The sequence below is a fragment of the Chryseolinea serpens genome (assembly GCF_900129725.1).
Classification (GTDB): domain Bacteria; phylum Bacteroidota; class Bacteroidia; order Cytophagales; family Cyclobacteriaceae; genus Chryseolinea; species Chryseolinea serpens.
Window position 1 is genome coordinate 87927 of sequence record NZ_FQWQ01000003.1, and the last position, 16729, is coordinate 104655.

A 16729-nucleotide genomic window follows, 5' to 3' on the forward strand; every position below is an offset into this window, starting at 1 on the left:
CACGGCGGCAGGGTGCTGGAGATGCATAGTTTAAAACTTCAAATACCGTGAATCAGAAAGATCTCAAACAACTTTTCAGCATTCCAGTCATCGTTGCCGCCCTGGGCTATTTTGTTGATATCTACGATCTGCTGCTGTTTAGCATTGTGCGCCGTCCAAGCCTGATGGCAATGGGTGTCGCGGAGGGAGACTTGCAAACCCAGGGAGAGTTTTTGATACAATCTCAGATGGCAGGCTTGCTGGTAGGGGGGATCATCTGGGGCATCATGGGCGATAAACGCGGGAGGCTTTCGGTATTGTTCGGATCGATCCTGTTGTATTCGCTGGCCAACATTGCCAACGGTTTTGCCGCCACCGTAGATCAGTATGCATGGCTCCGGTTCATTGCCGGCATTGGCCTTGCGGGAGAACTTGGCGCAGGCGTTACGCTGGTTTCGGAGACGTTGCCTACGCACTTGCGTGGTTATGGCACAACGGTTATTGCCACCGTTGGTTTGATGGGTGCCGTGGTGGCCAACTTTCTCTCGAAAGCCTACGACTGGCACGTCTCTTATTTTATTGGAGGAGGATTGGGATTGATGCTCCTCATAGCCCGCGTGAGTGTGTTCGAATCGGGCATTTTCCTGAAGACAAAAACGATGGATGTTCAACGGGGAAACTTCTTCCAGTTGTTCACAAAACGCAGCCGCTTTCTGAAGTTCATGGGGTGTATTTTTATCGGTCTGCCCATCTGGTTCACCATCGGTATTTTGGTGACGTTCTCGCCGGAGTTTGCGCCTACGTTGGGAATACAAGGCACGGTGCTGGCCGGCGACGCGGTGATGTATTGCTACATCGGGTTGGCCACGGGCGATATGACCAGCGGGCTCATCAGCCAGGCGATCGGCTCGCGGAAAAAAGTCGTCGCGGTTTTTATACTGCTCACTTTAGCATTCTTTTTCCTGTATCTTTTTATGCCTGTGCACACGACCACCTTCTTTTATTTCGTGTGCTTTTTACTCGGCGTGGGCATCGGTTACTGGGCTTTGTTTGTGACCATAGCTGCCGAGCAGTTTGGGACCAACCTACGGTCGACCGTGGCCACCACAGTGCCGAACTTCATCCGGGGAACGGTTATTCCACTGACCCTTGCTTTTAAGTTTTTGAGAGGGCAGGTGGGCGACATTCATGGCGCGCTGATAATTGGTGTGACAACGATTATCATCGCTTTTATTGCCCTGCGGGCTATTGACGAGACTTTTGGACGCGATATGAATTTTGAGGAGATAGACTAGCGGGCTTTTGGCGCCAAAATGGTTCTTGTGAAAGATTAACTTTATTGCAATCTTTCCATGTAAAAAGATTCACGCGTGTTGAAGAAGCCCCTCATTCTTTCCCTGTTCCTACTTTTTTGGTCGACCTGCACAATTGCCCAGAACCTGCATTTAATAGACAGCCTATCCCGGAAATTGCATTCGGCGGAGGGCAAAATCCGTTTCGAACTTCTGAACGACGTCGCCTGGGAATACCGGTTTTCTTATCCCGACAGCACCGTATTTTATGCCCGCCAGTCCTATGACCTCGGGCAGCGCCTCAAGCTTCCTTCAGGCTTGGCGGAGCCCCTCAACTTTATCGGTGTAGCCCTCAACTACAAGGGCGACCGGATCGGCGCATTCGACAACTATGAGCAAGCCCTGAAGGTCGCCATCGACCAAAAGGACTCCATCCAAATCGCCTACTCCAACAACAACCTGGGTAGGCTTTTCTTCGAGCAGGGCCTGCTGGCGCGCTCCTATGATTATTTCATCCGCGCCCTTTCCATCTTCGAAAATCTGAACGACTCCAGCGGTCTGGCCTACACCTACCAAAGCCTGGCCAACCTCTACAAATCCCAGCACGACTATCCGAAAGCCGAAAGCAACTATCTCAAGGCAAACAAGATCCGGCTGGCGCTGGGCAACACGCGCGACATCATGTCGGGCTATTCGCAAACGGCCCGATTCTACCAGGACAACAACCAACACGACAAGGCCCTTCGCTACCTGCACCTGGCCGACTCTGCCGGGCAAGTGATCCACGACGAGATCAACCTAGCCGAGGTGCACATTTCGTTGTCGGAAAGTTTTCTCAACAAGGGCGAGCTCGAGGAAGCGGAGAGCATTTGCGCGCAAGCGCTGAAGGTGATTGCCGAGAAACGCAACATGCGCATGCTGCCACAAGCCTACATTTCCATGGGGCAAATCAAATTGGCGCAGCGCGACCTCACGGCGGCGAAGAAATTTTTCAACCTTGGCCTCGACATCGCCAAGTCCACCAACGACATTGCTTCGAAGATGGAGGCGCACTATTACCTCTGGAAAATATCCGAAAAAGAGAAAAACAAATTTTCGGAGCTCACCAACCTCAACGCCTACCTGTTGCTGAAAGATTCCATCAAAGACCTGGACCTCGCACGTCAGGTGGAGCGGCTGCAATTTGAGATCGAGATCGAGCGCAAGGAACGGGAAAACGAATTGTTGAAAGTGGACCAGGTGAAGACAGAAGCCATCATCAAGCAACAGCGCCTGTCGAATATCATCCTGGGCACCATCATCGTGGCCGTGAGCTTGCTGGGTTTTGTGCAATGGCGCAGCAGCAAGAAACGCCGCGAGAGCAACGAGAAGCTGGCCCAACAGAACCAGTTCATCCAAAACCAGCGTGAAGAGATCGTCGACCAAAACGAAAAGCTCTCCCGTCGCAATCAGCAGTTGTCGGACCTCAACCATGAAAAGGATACGCTCATGAGCATTGTGGCGCACGACCTCAAGTCGCCGCTCAACCGCATCAAAGGCATTACCGACCTCATGGAGATGGAGGGGCATCTCAACAAGGATCAGCAGGACTACGTGCGCATGACAAAAGACGCCACGCAAGCGGGACTGGACCTGATCAAGGATTTGCTCGATGTGCACATGCTCGAGGAAAGTGTGATCCTCAACCTTTCTACGTTCGACATCAGCGCATTCTTGTTGGAAAAGACCAACAACATACTGCCCGCCGCCGAGGCCAAAAGCATCCACCTTCATATTGCAAAAATCGAGAGCGTTGAAGTGCAGATGGATGCCGACTACCTCAGCCGCATCGTAGACAACCTACTCACCAACGCCGTCAAGTTTTCGAAACGGCAGACCGCCGTGGCGGTGTCGGCGGGAAAATCCAACGGCGAGCTTTGGATCTCCATCAGCGACCAAGGGCAGGGCTTTTCCGAAAAGGATAAGCTGCAACTGTTCCAAAAATTCAAGAAACTGAGCGCCCGCCCCACGGACGGGGAGTCGTCTAACGGGCTTGGGTTGGCCATTGTAAAGACCCTGGTCGACCGCCTGAAAGGCAGTATTGTCCTGGAATCCGAGCAAGGAAAAGGGAGCACCTTCATAATCCGGTTCCCGCTACACAACAACTGATTTTCCCCAAACGCTGACCTGGGGTGGACCTTTATTGGTTTTCCGTTGCGGTTTCGCGCCCTCCAAAAAAAGACATTTCCTCCATTAAACCTCCATCCCACACCTGCGTCTAACGGCCAAATCAAACACATTGGAAGACATGAAAAAGGTGATGGTTCTTTTTGCTTTTGTAGCGGTGGTCGGTTTATATCAGGCGAAGGCCCAGGTGGCCACGCCCGGGGTCGATCAGCGGGAGGGGTTGCAGCGCGAACGCATCCGCAGTGGCGCCGCCAGTGGCGAGCTTACCCGCCGGGAAACGGCCCATGCCCGACGCGATCAGCGCAGCATCCGCCGGACGGAGCGCCGCGCAAAAGCGGATGGGGAAGTGACACGCCAGGAACGCGCACAGATCCAGCATAAACAGAATCGCGCCAGCCGTCAGCTGCGGCGCAATAAACACGATGCACAGGTTCGTCCGGGTGCCTGATCTTATTTTCCGCCGGCGCGCGCGATGAAGTCATTCAAGATACTTTTCAGGCGCCGGCGCGAAACATCTTGTTCATATTTGGCTTCGCGGTAGGATTTGGTGAGCGTTTCCATCTCGGGTGAGGATTTCGCATAGAGCATCCGTTGCATGAATTCGTCGGCATACCAATACGAGTTTTCCGGGAGATTTTTCAAGGAGCGAAACATGTATTGATACACGTCGTCGCTCTCTTTGCCGACGTAGACGAGATCGATGAGGCCGAGGTTGTTGTATTCGGTTTCGGTGCTGGTGAGCAAGGCGGTGCGGAGGCGTTCTTTTTGCTCGGGGCTGAGGAGGAAACGGAAGAATTCAAAGGGGTTGCGGGCGTAGTAGGACATGAAGTCGCTTTCGGGGGACAGTTCGTAAACGCCTTCCCAACGTGTCGCCTCGTTTTCGGCGCATCGTACCAGCCACTCCACGGTTTCCATATATTTATCAAGTCCGTCGGGGCGGGCCATGATGCGTTGCATTTCGCGGATGCGTTTTTTGTAGACTTCTATTTGTGGAAGCTCGAGCGTTTTAGCGCCGTAGGAGGGGGTGTGGGTGTAGTACTCTCCGCTTTCGTTTTTCTTCAGGAATAAAAGCACTTCCGTGCCCACTCTAAACTGGTCGGGCGCGGGACGGACCATGAAGGGTTCGAATGAGAGCTCGATGATGGATTCCTGTATTTCCCCTTGCAGCATTTCCCGCACGAGGATGCGCGCGATAGAATAGTCTACGGAATAGCCTTTCTGAAAATATTCCTGGAGCGAGAGTCCTCCGGTGGTGGAGTCGGGTTGTTGTTCATTTGTATTTTCCAGCACGTCACGAATGTCCATGACGTAGCCCACCAGGATATAGTCACTTTCGATCACCAGCGTGCGCAGGGGTGCCGGGCTGATGGGGTACGAGAACGCGGATAAGCCAACCAGAACAAAGCATGCGATCAAAAGACGTTTCATAAGAAAACAGTTAAGGTGATCGTAAAAATGCCAGTCACGCGAAAACAAGCGCCAAAAATCATTCCATACCTGTATTGAATCCCGGAGACGGGGAAAAGTCACGGTAGCGGTAGGGAATTTAGGAGATATCTCTATCCGGAGCAACCGAAACTCGATAAAAGGGTAGGGCTGGCGTGGAGTATTGCCCGCGTCCCATCCCATTTCCGGCCAAAATCCGTCCGGCGCTGTCAAGACGCCGTTTTTTTTAACTCAGGAAATGACCTGCAGAAACTTCATACACCGGTTTATTTCCTGCCGATCACATAATATAAAATGGGGCCCAGCACTGGCAGTAGCACGACGGCAATGATCCACAATATTTTCTTTTCGTTGTCTTTGTTGCTTCTCAGGATGTCGAGGATCACAACAACATCGAGGATGAGAATGAGGAGAGATATCAGGCGTCCCATAGGTAAGGTTTAGTTTGATTCCAGGATTTTGAAAAGTTCGTCAAGATTGGGGGTGATGATGATTTCCGTGCGACGGTTCTTTTGTTTGTTTTGCGGCGTGTCGTTGGCGGCCAGCTGCATATATTCACCGCGGCCCGACGGCGTGACCTGTTTAGAGCTCACACCCGCTTTGGTCAGGATCTTGGTGATGGAGGTGGCACGCATCACGCTGAGATCCCAGTTGTCGTTCATGTACTGCGATTTTTTGGAGATGGGCACATTGTCGGTGTGGCCTTCCACGAGGATGTTGATGTCCTTTTGATCTTTGATGGCCTTGGCCAATTGCTGCAGGGCCGTAACGCCTTTGCTGTCGACTTCAATGCTCCCGGAACCAAAGAGCAATTGTTCGGCCAGGGAAACATATACTTTGCCATTCTTCACCTTCACCGTGATGTCGCCTTCCTTGAAGTTGAGCAAGGCGCCAGTGATCTTGTTCTTTAGGTCTTGCACGGCCTTGTCTTTGGCGGCCAGCACCTGCTCGAGTTCTTTCACTTTTTTCTCGCGCTCGGCAAGTCCCACGCTCAGCGAGTCGTTGAGCTTGCGGGTTTGTTCGAGGTTTTGCTGGATGGCCAGGAGTTGTTCTTGTTGTTGGGTGAGGTCGCGGTTCAGCTTGCCACTGCTGGTCATCAGGTTTTTATAGGTTGTGTTTAATTGGCTGTGTTCTTTCTCCAACGTCGCCAGCCGTTGCGCGGTATTTCGTTTGTCGATACCCAGGTTGGTGGTGTCTTCCTTCAGGAGGGCGAGTTTGTCGTTGAGATCTTTCAGGTCGGCGTTGGCTTTGTCGAGTGCGGTGGCGCGATCGGAGAGATCGGAGTCGGTTTGTATTTTTTGTGCGAGCAGCGCGTCGTATTTCTTTTTAGAGACGATGCACGATGAAAACAGGGAGCACAACAGCAGACCGACTAGAATTTTGTTCAGGAACATACGGATCGAAGAGATTATGGTTATAGGTGATTTTCGTTTTTTCGTACGCTATACGGAGTCTTTTCTACGCGTGGCGGAGTATAATTTAGGGAGGGTTTACAACCTTTTACAAGCATCTTGTGTCACGCCTGGTGAATGAAATTATTTTTAAATTTTCTGCAACCCTTTCCGTTGGCATCGCCGTATAAGCCCCTATTGATTTTTGAAATGCATCTCCGGAAAGTGCAGTGACACGAAAGTAAAAACAAAACCCTCAAATCGTAAATTTTTTATGACCCTTACCCAAAAGACCCTCTCTATTTTTTCTTTCTCCCTGCTGGTCGCCCTCTCGGCCTGCAACAAAGATGACGATCAGGTTAGCCAGCCCTCGAAAGAGGACGCGAAAACGAAGATCTCGAAATTCAACACCGATGCCAAGACCGATCTGCAGGATCTTTCCAGCGCCGAAGGCTTCAAGGCCGTGAAGGACTTTTTCGAGCTCACCTCCTCCGACGATCCCTTTGGCCGCGCAGCCGAACAGAACTCCAAACACTTCTTCCGCGACAAAGGCAAAGCGTTTCGTTCTGTGTTTGCTACCGCCAAAGCCGCCACCGGCCGCACACAAGGCGACGAGCCCTTTGACTTCGCCGCCAACACCGGCGTCTATGCCTGGAACGCGCAGAACGAAGTCTTTGAAAGAACGGCCGATGCCAGCACCATCCGCATCCAATTTCCCACCGAAGGCTCTGCCACCAACGACGCCGAACTCAAACTGTCGGCCTACACGGAAGTGGAGGTTTACGATGAAGAAAACCAGGAATACTTTTACCAACCCGAGGAATTGAAAGCCGAGCTGTTTGTCAGCAACGAAAAACTTGCCGCACTCAACCTTGAAATTACCTGGGACGACTACGGCTTCCCCCTGACAGCCGACATCAGCGCCCTGGCAAAACCTTTCACCGTCAACGTTGGGTTCGACGTTACCAACAGCACCACGTCCACGCTGACCGTTGCATTGCTGCGCGACCAGACCACGTTGGTGAGCACGCAGGTGACGGCTACCTATAAAGACAACACCAAGTCGGAAGAAAGTCTGAAAAAGATCGATGGATATGTACAAGTGAAGAACCTCAAGCTGGAAGGCACCATTGATGTAGAAGCTGCCAACCACTCAGAAGTTAATTGGAACGACATTGTGAAGCTTGCGCTGAAGGCCGACAATGAAAAGATCGGTGATATTGTGATCGTGGATGAAAATGAAAAACCTGTAGCCTACCTGCAATATGCAGACGGCTCAAAAGAAAAACTCGAAACGGTACTGAAGCCCGTGTTGGATGAGGTAGATGCACTGCGTGACGACCTGGAGGTCAACGGCTGATCAGCAAGCGTTCAAGTTTCGGAGGCTGTCTCGCAAGGACAGCCTTTTTTCTTTTTGTAACCCCAGGCTTTAGCCTGGGGTTAAGCCAATGAATAGAAGACGTGCCAAAGGGAAATCAGATCGATCTCCTTCTCTTGGATTGGCACGGGCTAGCTGCTCGTGAGCGAACTTCGCACGGTTCTTGCGAGTCGTCTCGCGATATGGTGAATTTGCCAGACGACTTGTAAGGACGTGCCAAAGGAAAATCATATCGATCTCCTCTCTAGGATTGGCACGGGCTAGCTGCTCGTGATCGAACTTCGCACTTTTCTTGCGAGCCGTCCTGCTACAAGGTGAATTTGCCAGACGACTAAAATGCTCATTACCCTTACACGCCCCAACAAATTTTAAGTGATGACCAGATCAACTTCCGGAGAAATGTCTCCCAGGCCGTTCATATAGGTCGGCGAAATGGGAATGCCTAAAATAGCTATCTTTAAAGAAGTACCCTGGCCGTATCTATGACAAAGAAGATCACCATTCCTTATTTTCCTGCGGGACTTAAGTATACTTCGCCTATATTGTTTTTTGTCGGTTTATACTTGCTCGCGATCGGGCATCCCGTGTGGGGTGTTGTGCTGATCCTGTTGACCGCCGTTATTCTCACGACCCGCTATGTCACCGAGATTGATCTGCAAAAAAAAGTTTGCAACGATTACATCGCCATGCTCGGCATTCCTTTTAGCAAAGAAGTAAAGAAATTCAATGCTGTGGATCGTATCCTCATCACCAAAGGCAACCATGCGCAAAACGTGCAAACGCGGATACAGTCCAGGACCATGAGTTGGTCGGACTACACCGGCACGCTGCTCTTCGACGACGGCGAGACGCTTGACTTGTTGACGCGGAACGATAAAAAAGAACTGCTGCTGGGCGTCAAGGAATTTGCCGACTTTTTAAGTGTAGGCGTGGAGGATCACTCCACGAGTCATCACTACTGGGTAGATTTTTCGCAGGTCGTAAAAGAATAAACAAATCTCCATTCCATACATCATGAAAAAAAGTCTGATCATCCTGCTCCTGGTTTCTGTTGCTTTTGCCACCGTCGCCCAGCGCTTTGGCAAAACGTTGAAGAACACACCGGGCATTGTTTCCTACACCTATCGCAACAGCTTTCAGAAAGATGTGGCCCTGACACTCGACACGATCAAGGCCCTGGGCATCACCGACATTGAATTCTCGAACCTGTTTGGCAAAACCGCCGCAGAGCTGCGCACCCTGCTCGATGCCCGGGGATTGCACTGTTCGTCATTTGGCGTGAGCTATGACGATCTGAACAACAAGACCCGCGAAGTGGCCAACAACGCCAAAACATTGGGCGCTTCCTTTGTGCGGGTGGCCTGGATTCCGCACGAAGGAAAAACCGTAGATGCTGCCTTTATCAAAAAAGCGGCCGACGATTTCAATGCAGCAGGTAAGGTCCTGAAAGACGAGTTCAACCTCAGTTTCTGCTATCACAACCACGGCTATGAATTTGTGTCCTATGAAAAAGGCACGTTGTTCGACTACCTGGTGGCGAACACCAATCCCGCGTATGTGAACTTTGAATTGGACATTCTCTGGGCCTTTCACCCGGGCCAGGATCCGGCGCAGCTGTTGAAAAAATACGGCAAGCGTTTCAAGCTCATGCACGTGAAAGACTTGCGCAAGGGCGTGAAGGGCGATTTTTCGGGCAGTACCTCGCCGGAGAACGACGTTGCTCTTGGCACCGGTCAGATCAATGTTGCCGAGGTGATCAAGGCGGCGCAACAGTCGGCCATCGAGCATTTTTATATCGAGGATGAAAGCAGCGCCGTAAAAACGCAGGTTCCGCAAAGCCTCAAATTCCTGAAGTCCCTGTAGTCACCCATCCCAGATCAACACGTATTCGCTATGAGAAAACTATCTTTCCTCGTCCTTTATCTTTTTATACAAAGTGCCGGCCCACTGCTGGCACAACCCACCGAGCGGCTCATTAAAATATTAGTTGCTCCAAATCACAGCGATTGGACCTACAAGAACGGCGAGCCCGTGAAGTTCGACGTCACCGTGCTGGAGAACAGCAACGTGGTGAAGAATGTAAAGATCTATTATGAGATCGGGCCCGAAAAAATGACTCCTGTTAAAAAGGATTCGTCCATACTAAAGGAAGGCAGGATCACACTGGATGGCGGCACGATGAAAACTGCAGGGTTCCTCCGTTGCGTGGTCACCGCAAAGATCGATGGCGTCACCTACCGAAACCTGGCTACAGCGGGTTTCGAACCGCTGACGCTTAAACCTACCGTTGAAATGCCTGCCGACTTCCTGCAGTTTTGGGACAAGGCCAAGGCAGAACTTGCCGAAGTGCCGGTCGATGCCCGCATGACCCTGATGCCCGAACGGTGTACCGAAACGGTGAACGTATATCATGTCAACATGCAAAACTTTGCAAAGGGCACACGCCTTTATGGCATCCTTTGCATTCCGAAGAAGGCGGGGAAATATCCGGCCTTATTGAAAGTGCCTGGCGCGGGAGTGAGGGCCTACAATGGCGATGTGGCCATGGCGGAAAAGGGAATTATCACATTCGAGATCGGCATCCATGGCATTCCCGTGAACATGGATCCCACCGTGTACACTGTGCTCGGTGCGGGTGCGTTGAAAGGATATCAGAATTACAACCTCGATGATCGCGATCGTTTTTACTACAAGCGTGTATACCTGGGTTGTGTCAGAGCAAACGACTTCCTGGTAGGCTTACAGCAATTCGACGGCGTCAACCTGGGTGTTACGGGAGGAAGCCAGGGCGGTGCGCTGTCGGTGATCACGGCCGCGCTCGACCCGCGTGTGCAATGTCTCGGAGCATTTTATCCGGCGCTGAGCGATGTGACCGGCTACCTGAAAGGACGTGCCGGTGGATGGCCGCATTATTTTGATCCTTCGAACATCGCATTCAATAACACGAAAGAAAAGATTGCGACGTGTGGTTATTACGATGTCGTGAATTTTGCCAAGCAATTGAAAAAGCCAACGTGGTTCAGCTGGGGCTTCAACGACGAGACATGCCCACCCACATCGATGTATGCCGCATACAATTCCATCACGGCACCGAAATCGTTGTTGTTGGTTTTGGAGACGGGTCATTGGACCTACCCCGAACAATACGACAAATTGAATCAGTGGCTCATCGAGAAGCTGACCGGACACTAGGTTTTAAAACCTGGGGGTGATGCCGTATCTTTAGAGCATGACCCTCAGACGCGTATTCCCCCTCATACTCGTGGCGGGTGCGACAACCGTTGCCCTCTCATCAACGAAACGCCCGAAAGCAGGCGTGGTACTTTGCGGAAGCGTCGCCCGCGTGGGTGTGGTAAAGGCCAAGGACGAAGTATGAAAAAGAAGCTCATCATTTTGGCCGGGTCATTGGTGCTTTTTGGAGTGCTCTTTCTGCTGGGGTTCCGTTACTACAACCTCATAAATTTCAAAGACTCGCTCGCCGACCTGGTGGAATCTAAAACCAACGGTCAATACAAACTTGTTATCGGCAAGGCCAAGATGAACCTGCGCGAGTTGCAGTTCGAATTGAAGGATGTATCGCTCGTAAAAACCGGGAAAGCCGGTCCCAACGGTGTCGAGTCCGTAACGATCCCTTCGATGGAAGCGAAAGCCGGTTCGCTGCGGTCGCTGCTGAATACGGGGCAGATGGTGATCGAACGACTGACCATCGAGGAGCCCGTACTAAAAATGGCTGCGCGGAAAAATACGGAGCATGACGTGAACATCGCCCATAGCCTCGTAAAGATCTTTCCTGCCATTGAAGCCGTGCTGGATAAATTTCTCATTAAGTCATTTACGTTGCAACGCGGCGCTTTGCAGATCGAAAAGGAAGGGGAGAACCTCATCAGTCTCCGGCTTATCGATTTTATTATCCGCGATTGGAATATGCGTCAACTCACCGACAGCAGTAGAGTGAGACTCAGTCTCCAGGGACAACGCCTGCTGCTGAGCAAGACATCCATCGCATTTTCAGCGATTGAATTCAAATATCCCGAGCACTTCCTGGAGTTTAAGGATCTTACGCTGGAGTCGGAAGATACGATCAGCCGGTCGCACATGAAGATCGAGGGGAAGTCGGTGTTCATCCAGGGATTGGACTACAACGAATTATATAACCACCAGCGCTATAAACTAAAGAAGATCCACATCGAAAAGCCGGTCATCTCCGGAACGCTGCGGGTAGGGGGTGTCCATCACCAGGTGAAACATCCCCTGAAGGAGATCCTGCAACAAACCTTTGGGGAGGCCCTGCTGGACAGCGCTGTCATCAACGATGCCGATATCGCACTGACGGTGTACCATGGCAAAGATTCGATCCACACCCGGCTGCCCCACGTAGATTTGGACCTCAGCAACTTTGAGGTGCGCCCCGACACGTCGGCGTTGCTGGTGGATGGCCTGCGGATCGACCTCAACGAGACCTCTGTCCGGCTCAATAACAACGTGACGCTGCACTGCGATAACCTCACCTTTCTGCGAGGCCAGTACCTGGACATCACCAACGCCAGTTTCATCGACGTGGCCGCAAAGAAATCCTTCATCCAATGTCAACACATCGAGCTCAGTCGGTTCGCGTTAATAGACTTTATTTTTTATCGCAAGCTTCACCTGGCGTCGGCCCTGATCGAAAATTCGGATGTGAACATCACCCCACACTACCTGGACCTGTTTCCCAAAATGTCGTCCGACGTGAAGGACACGACGCAAGTCAAAAAGAAACTGGATAAATACGTCGGTGGTCTTCGCCTGCGCAACGCCAACATCCGGTTCAACGACGGCACGCGCTCCATGACCATCCAGCGAGCCGACCTGGAAGTGAAGTCGTTCAGCACTGCGTCGATAAAAACGCTGATCTCCCGGCTTTCCCGTTTCAGTGCCGGAAGCTTGACGTACGACAGTCCAAAGGATAGCACGCATCTGAAAGTAGGCGACGTGTCGTTGTCAAAAAATCAATTTGCCGTGGGTCGTATGGAGATTCAGATGAAGCGGCTGGCAGTTTCCGGGAAATCCATCAGCATCCAGGACTACATTTTAGCGGAAGACACCTTGAGTAGTGCCGTGCTGGAAAAGATCCACATCGAATCGCTGTCGCTGAGGGGTGTGTTGCCGGAGGTCAAGCATCAACCAAAATCAAAAAAGAAAAACACATTGGACTTGCTGATGAAAGACTTCCAGATCGGCAAACTGGAAACCGACGTTCGCGTGAAAGACAAACACATCGCCTTTAACGCCAACGCCCTGACGGGGCGCAGCATTCGCCTCCGCGGCGGCAAAGTGAACTATCAGCACCTGGTGGGAAACATCGATCACTTCAGGTTTCAGCAACCGGAAACGGACGTGAGTGTGGAGTCGTTGGACCTCGACTTTTTTAAAGAGACCCACCTGAAGAACGCCCGGGTGCAGGTTCGGAATCATGACGTCAGCCTGCCGTCCGCGACCATGGGCAAGGTGGACTTCGAAGATAAAGCGACCCACGTGTCCTATATTCACGTGAACAACATCGACGTGCAACAGGATGGTGCACTTGTTTTTGTGACCGACAGCCTGACCGCGAAAGGGATTACGTTGCGAACGGGCAAAGACCCTCATATAAAATCGTTGGTGGCCTATCACCCCATCATCCACCTTCCTAAACCAGCGGAGGCCGCCTCAAAAGAAGTGAAACCATCGAAGAAGCTTCCTGCGGATCTGGTGGAGGAATTTGCGCTTTATGATGGCGAGCTCACCTTGCCCAAAGGACAGGTGTTGAAGTTTACAAAGGCAGAGGGCGATCTCAAAGCCTCGCATCAAGTTCTTCGCCTCGACCAGGCAACCTTTGGCACCGAGAAAATGGCGTTGCAGTTGAACGGGCTGAACGTGCAGGAGGGCAGGCTCGACATCAAGCGCTTTACGATCACGCCGCAGGAGTCGTTTGTGAAAAACCTGGCCGTCGAGACCAGCGTGCTCACCGGCGAGCTAAACGACATTTCCCTGGTCGACTTTCACCTCGACAGCCTGGTAGAGCATCACACGCTGGTGGCCAGCGCCGTGAACGTCGATAAATTCTCATTGCACATTTTCAAAGACAAACGCCTGCCCGATGCACTCCCGAAAGAAAAACCATTCCTGCTGCATGCGATGATCTTGCCCGCGCTTCATGCCAGAAAACTGAAGGTGAGGGAAGGGTTTATTCGTTACCGTGAAATATCCGATATCACGGGAAAAGAAGGGGAAATTTCATTGCACAAGATCAACATCGAAGCCAACAGTGTGGATGTGCGAAAATACCTGGCGGATGGATTGATCGTGAACGCCACCACCCGCCTTTATGACCAGGGCGAGGTCCACCTGAATTATAAATTTCTTTCCCCCGAGCAATTTGCCCTGAACATCGACATCCTGCCCTTTGACCTGACCGTGCTCAACAAACTGATCGTCCCATTGAAAGCGATGGAGATAAGATCAGGTGACCTGGAAGCGCTCCACCTCGACGTAACGGCCGACCGCGAGAGGGCGGTGGGCAGTGCCACCATGAGCTACCAAAACCTGCACCTCGAGTTGTTTTCCAAGACCGACCCCGAAAAGAAAAACCTGGGCAGCACCCTGCTCACGTTGCTGGCCGACGGCATTGTGCTGAAGCATAACAAACAGCATGCAACGGCCACCATCGACCAGACGCGCATCCCCACAAAATCGGTATTCAACTATTGGGTCCGCATTGCCACGCACGGTGCCATGAACGTGGTGCGGCATGGCAAACCGGCGAAAAAGGTCAAAGCCGTATAATTGGTTTTCTCTCAATATTTTACAGTGCGGGGTACCGACTAATGAAACATTTGGTTTACTTTGTGACCGAGCAAACTCTGGGCTTACCGGTTAGCGCATCTTTTGAATGGCCGTAGCTAGGTTCCCTATACAGACCCTCGTATTTTGAGTTGCGACGGCTAAAATAACCGACATTACATGGCAAACATCTGGATCACAAAACCGCTACAACAGCTCATGACCGAAACCGCCGACAAGGCTGTTGGCCTGCGGCGAACCTTGGGAAGATTTAACCTGATCATGTTAGGCGTGGGCGGCATCATCGGCGCCGGCATCTTCGTGCTCACCGGCCAGGCAGCGGCCAACTACGCTGGACCGGCCATCATCCTCTCGTTCATCATTGCGGGCATTGCCTGCGGGTTTGCGGGCCTGTGCTATGCCGAGTTCGCCTCCATGATCCCCATCGCGGGAAGTGCCTATACCTATGCCTATGCCACCCTGGGTGAATTTATTGCCTGGATCATCGGCTGGGACCTTATTCTCGAATACCTTTTTGGCGCGGCCACGGTGGCCGTAGGTTGGTCGGGCTACGTGGTGAGCTTCCTGAAAAATTTTGGCATCCACATCCCCGACGCCCTCTGCAATGCACCCTTCACCTACGACACGGCCACGCACGAATGGATCAGGACCGGAAGTCTTTTGAATTTTCCGGCCATGTTCGTCATCGCCATCATCACCACCCTGCTGGTGATCGGTATTCGCGAGTCGGCCAACTTCAACAACATCATCGTGGTCATCAAAGTGGCGGTCATCCTGTTGTTCATCGGGTTTGGGTTGACCTATGTATCCATGGACAACCTGGAGCCCTTCATTCCCGCAAACGACGGTGTTTTTGGTAAGTTTGGATGGAGCGGGGTTTTCCGCGCATCGGGTATCGTGTTCTATGCCTATCTAGGGTTTGATGCGGTGTCCACCGTCGCGCAGGAAGTGAAGAATCCTCAACGCGATATGCCCTGGGGAATTTTAGGCTCGCTCATCGTCTGCACGATCCTCTACATCACCGTAGCATTCGTCATGAATGGCATGGTGTCCTACAAAGAACTAAACACCGCCGCCCCCATCGCCGTGGCCGTCGACTCTGCCGGCTCTGCACTGACATGGTTAAGCACGCCCATCAAGATCGGGGCCATCGCCGGTCTAAGCTCCGTGATCCTCGTGATGCTGATCGGACAATCGCGTATCTTCTTCTCCATGGCCAACGACGGCCTCTTGCCCAAAAGCTTTGGAAAGACTCACCCCAAATTCAAAACCCCTTACATCACCACCATCGTCATCGGCGGCGTAGCCATGATCATCACCGGCTTGCTCCCCATCAACTTGTTGGGAGAGCTCGTCTCCATCGGAACGTTGCTCGCCTTTGTATTAGTAAGCGCCGGCGTGCTCATGTTGCGCTACAAAAACCCCGAAATCCACCGTCCCTTCAAGACGCCACTTTTCCCCTTCGTCCCCATCATGGGCGTGCTGACTTCGCTGGGAGTGATGGCCACATTGCCGCTCGAAACCTGGATCCGCCTCATCGCCTGGATGGCCATCGGCATCGTCATCTATTTCGTCTATAGCATCAAACGCAGCAAGCTGAACAACCAGCCGAAGTAAAATATTTTAGGATTTGATTGGAATGCCATTACCTGCAAAGCGTAATGGCATTTTTGTTTTCATCACAACATTGACCATCCACGATTTTATATTCCCGAGTTCCCGAACAGTGGGTCATCGCCGTTGTTGGGGTCCCACCAACAACATTTTTCGTCGTCGTCACCCAAAGCATGGACGTATTAGATTCGGCGTACACACTTGGCGGCCCCCCTCGTACCTCGGGGCCGGGCTATCCGTTCCAAGTCCGTCCACCCACAACCCACCCACTACGGGCTTTCCACTCCTATCCCTGGCCGGGCCACCGCCAAGCATGTGCCCCAATCACAAATCCCCCACCAGCCGCATAACCAACGCGAGCGTGCCCCATTGTTGGTGTCCCACCAACAACGATTAGCTTGGAAAAAACTTTATGCAGAAGGACCCAAAGCATGGGAATACACAAATTGTAATGCTCCCTTTCCTTCGTCGTTTTAAAAATGATTGGTATGCTGAAAAAAAGTTGTTGGTGCGACACCAACAATGGTGGCCGACGTCATCGAGAGGGAGCGTCGCATGTTTGATGTTCGCCGTTGTTGGTGTTCCTTCACCAACAACATTCCTTCCCACATGTTTATTACTGGCGAGACATGCACCGACAA

General features: G+C 52.0%; 13 protein-coding genes. 10 read left to right on the forward strand and 3 right to left on the reverse strand.

Features of this window, described 5'->3' with window-relative positions:
- Positions 1–47 precede the first annotated feature (47 nt).
- The 3 genes from BUB30_RS20210 to BUB30_RS20220 all read left to right on the forward strand — a co-directional run bounded on the left by BUB30_RS20210 (position 48) and on the right by BUB30_RS20220 (position 3885).
- Positions 48–1274, forward strand: coding sequence for an MFS transporter (locus BUB30_RS20210; RefSeq protein ID WP_073137608.1), 1227 nt, complete (start codon positions 48–50; stop codon positions 1272–1274).
- Positions 1275–1349: 75 nt separating this feature from the next.
- Positions 1350–3419 (forward strand): tetratricopeptide repeat-containing sensor histidine kinase, encoded by a 2070-nt coding sequence (locus tag BUB30_RS20215; protein WP_073137610.1) that lies wholly within the window; start codon positions 1350–1352, stop codon positions 3417–3419.
- Positions 3420–3558: 139 nt separating this feature from the next.
- Positions 3559–3885: a hypothetical protein gene (locus tag BUB30_RS20220; RefSeq protein ID WP_245804139.1), complete on the forward strand. Its 327-nt coding sequence runs from the start codon at positions 3559–3561 to the stop codon at positions 3883–3885.
- 2 nt (positions 3886–3887) lie between these two features.
- On the opposite strand, the gene BUB30_RS20225 is transcribed toward BUB30_RS20220, so the two are convergent.
- The 3 genes from BUB30_RS20225 to BUB30_RS20235 form a co-directional block, all read right to left on the reverse strand.
- Positions 3888–4865, reverse strand: a complete 978-nt coding sequence (locus BUB30_RS20225; protein ID WP_073137612.1) for a hypothetical protein — start codon at positions 4863–4865, stop codon at positions 3888–3890.
- A 284-nt stretch (positions 4866–5149) separates the two neighbouring features.
- Positions 5150–5314: a PLD nuclease N-terminal domain-containing protein gene (locus BUB30_RS20230; RefSeq protein ID WP_073137614.1), complete on the reverse strand. Its 165-nt coding sequence runs from the start codon at positions 5312–5314 to the stop codon at positions 5150–5152.
- 9 nt (positions 5315–5323) lie between these two features.
- Positions 5324–6277 (reverse strand): OmpA family protein, encoded by a 954-nt coding sequence (locus tag BUB30_RS20235; RefSeq protein WP_073137616.1) that lies wholly within the window; start codon positions 6275–6277, stop codon positions 5324–5326.
- Positions 6278–6548: 271 nt separating this feature from the next.
- Between BUB30_RS20235 and BUB30_RS20240 the strand changes: the two genes are divergently transcribed.
- The 7 genes from BUB30_RS20240 to BUB30_RS20265 all read left to right on the forward strand — a co-directional run bounded on the left by BUB30_RS20240 (position 6549) and on the right by BUB30_RS20265 (position 16091).
- Complete coding sequence (locus BUB30_RS20240; protein ID WP_073137618.1) at positions 6549–7634, forward strand: hypothetical protein; 1086 nt, start codon at positions 6549–6551, stop codon at positions 7632–7634.
- Between the two features lie 500 nt (positions 7635–8134).
- Positions 8135–8644, forward strand: a complete 510-nt coding sequence (locus BUB30_RS20245) for a hypothetical protein (protein WP_073137620.1) — start codon at positions 8135–8137, stop codon at positions 8642–8644.
- Positions 8645–8666: 22 nt separating this feature from the next.
- Positions 8667–9515, forward strand: coding sequence for a sugar phosphate isomerase/epimerase family protein (locus BUB30_RS20250; protein ID WP_073137622.1), 849 nt, complete (start codon positions 8667–8669; stop codon positions 9513–9515).
- A gap of 30 nt (positions 9516–9545) precedes the next feature.
- A complete protein-coding gene (locus BUB30_RS20255) occupies positions 9546–10844 on the forward strand; it encodes an acetylxylan esterase (RefSeq protein WP_073137624.1) in 1299 nt (432 codons plus the stop codon).
- Positions 10845–10881: 37 nt separating this feature from the next.
- Positions 10882–11028, forward strand: coding sequence for a hypothetical protein (locus BUB30_RS35225; protein ID WP_178377158.1), 147 nt, complete (start codon positions 10882–10884; stop codon positions 11026–11028).
- On the forward strand, positions 11025–14456 hold the full coding sequence (locus BUB30_RS20260; RefSeq protein WP_073137627.1) for an AsmA family protein: 3432 nt from the start codon (positions 11025–11027) through the stop codon (positions 14454–14456). The genes BUB30_RS35225 and BUB30_RS20260 overlap by 4 nt, the downstream gene beginning before the upstream one ends.
- Before the next feature lie 177 nt (positions 14457–14633).
- A complete protein-coding gene (locus BUB30_RS20265) occupies positions 14634–16091 on the forward strand; it encodes an amino acid permease (protein WP_073137629.1) in 1458 nt (485 codons plus the stop codon).
- Positions 16092–16729 lie beyond the last annotated feature (638 nt).

What these genes read in the sequence shown, in the direction of transcription:
- BUB30_RS20265 (WP_073137629.1), top strand. Translation starts at nt 14,634, where the DNA reads ATGGCAAACATCTGGATCACAAAACCGCTACAACAGCTCATGACCGAA.
- BUB30_RS20235 (WP_073137616.1), bottom strand. Translation starts at nt 6,277, where the DNA reads ATGTTCCTGAACAAAATTCTAGTCGGTCTGCTGTTGTGCTCCCTGTTT.
- BUB30_RS20245 (WP_073137620.1), top strand. Translation starts at nt 8,135, where the DNA reads ATGACAAAGAAGATCACCATTCCTTATTTTCCTGCGGGACTTAAGTAT.
- BUB30_RS20255 (WP_073137624.1), top strand. Translation starts at nt 9,546, where the DNA reads ATGAGAAAACTATCTTTCCTCGTCCTTTATCTTTTTATACAAAGTGCC.
- BUB30_RS20220 (WP_245804139.1), top strand. Translation starts at nt 3,559, where the DNA reads ATGAAAAAGGTGATGGTTCTTTTTGCTTTTGTAGCGGTGGTCGGTTTA.
- BUB30_RS20230 (WP_073137614.1), bottom strand. Translation starts at nt 5,314, where the DNA reads ATGGGACGCCTGATATCTCTCCTCATTCTCATCCTCGATGTTGTTGTG.
- BUB30_RS20250 (WP_073137622.1), top strand. Translation starts at nt 8,667, where the DNA reads ATGAAAAAAAGTCTGATCATCCTGCTCCTGGTTTCTGTTGCTTTTGCC.
- BUB30_RS20240 (WP_073137618.1), top strand. Translation starts at nt 6,549, where the DNA reads ATGACCCTTACCCAAAAGACCCTCTCTATTTTTTCTTTCTCCCTGCTG.
- BUB30_RS35225 (WP_178377158.1), top strand. Translation starts at nt 10,882, where the DNA reads ATGACCCTCAGACGCGTATTCCCCCTCATACTCGTGGCGGGTGCGACA.
- BUB30_RS20260 (WP_073137627.1), top strand. Translation starts at nt 11,025, where the DNA reads ATGAAAAAGAAGCTCATCATTTTGGCCGGGTCATTGGTGCTTTTTGGA.
- BUB30_RS20225 (WP_073137612.1), bottom strand. Translation starts at nt 4,865, where the DNA reads ATGAAACGTCTTTTGATCGCATGCTTTGTTCTGGTTGGCTTATCCGCG.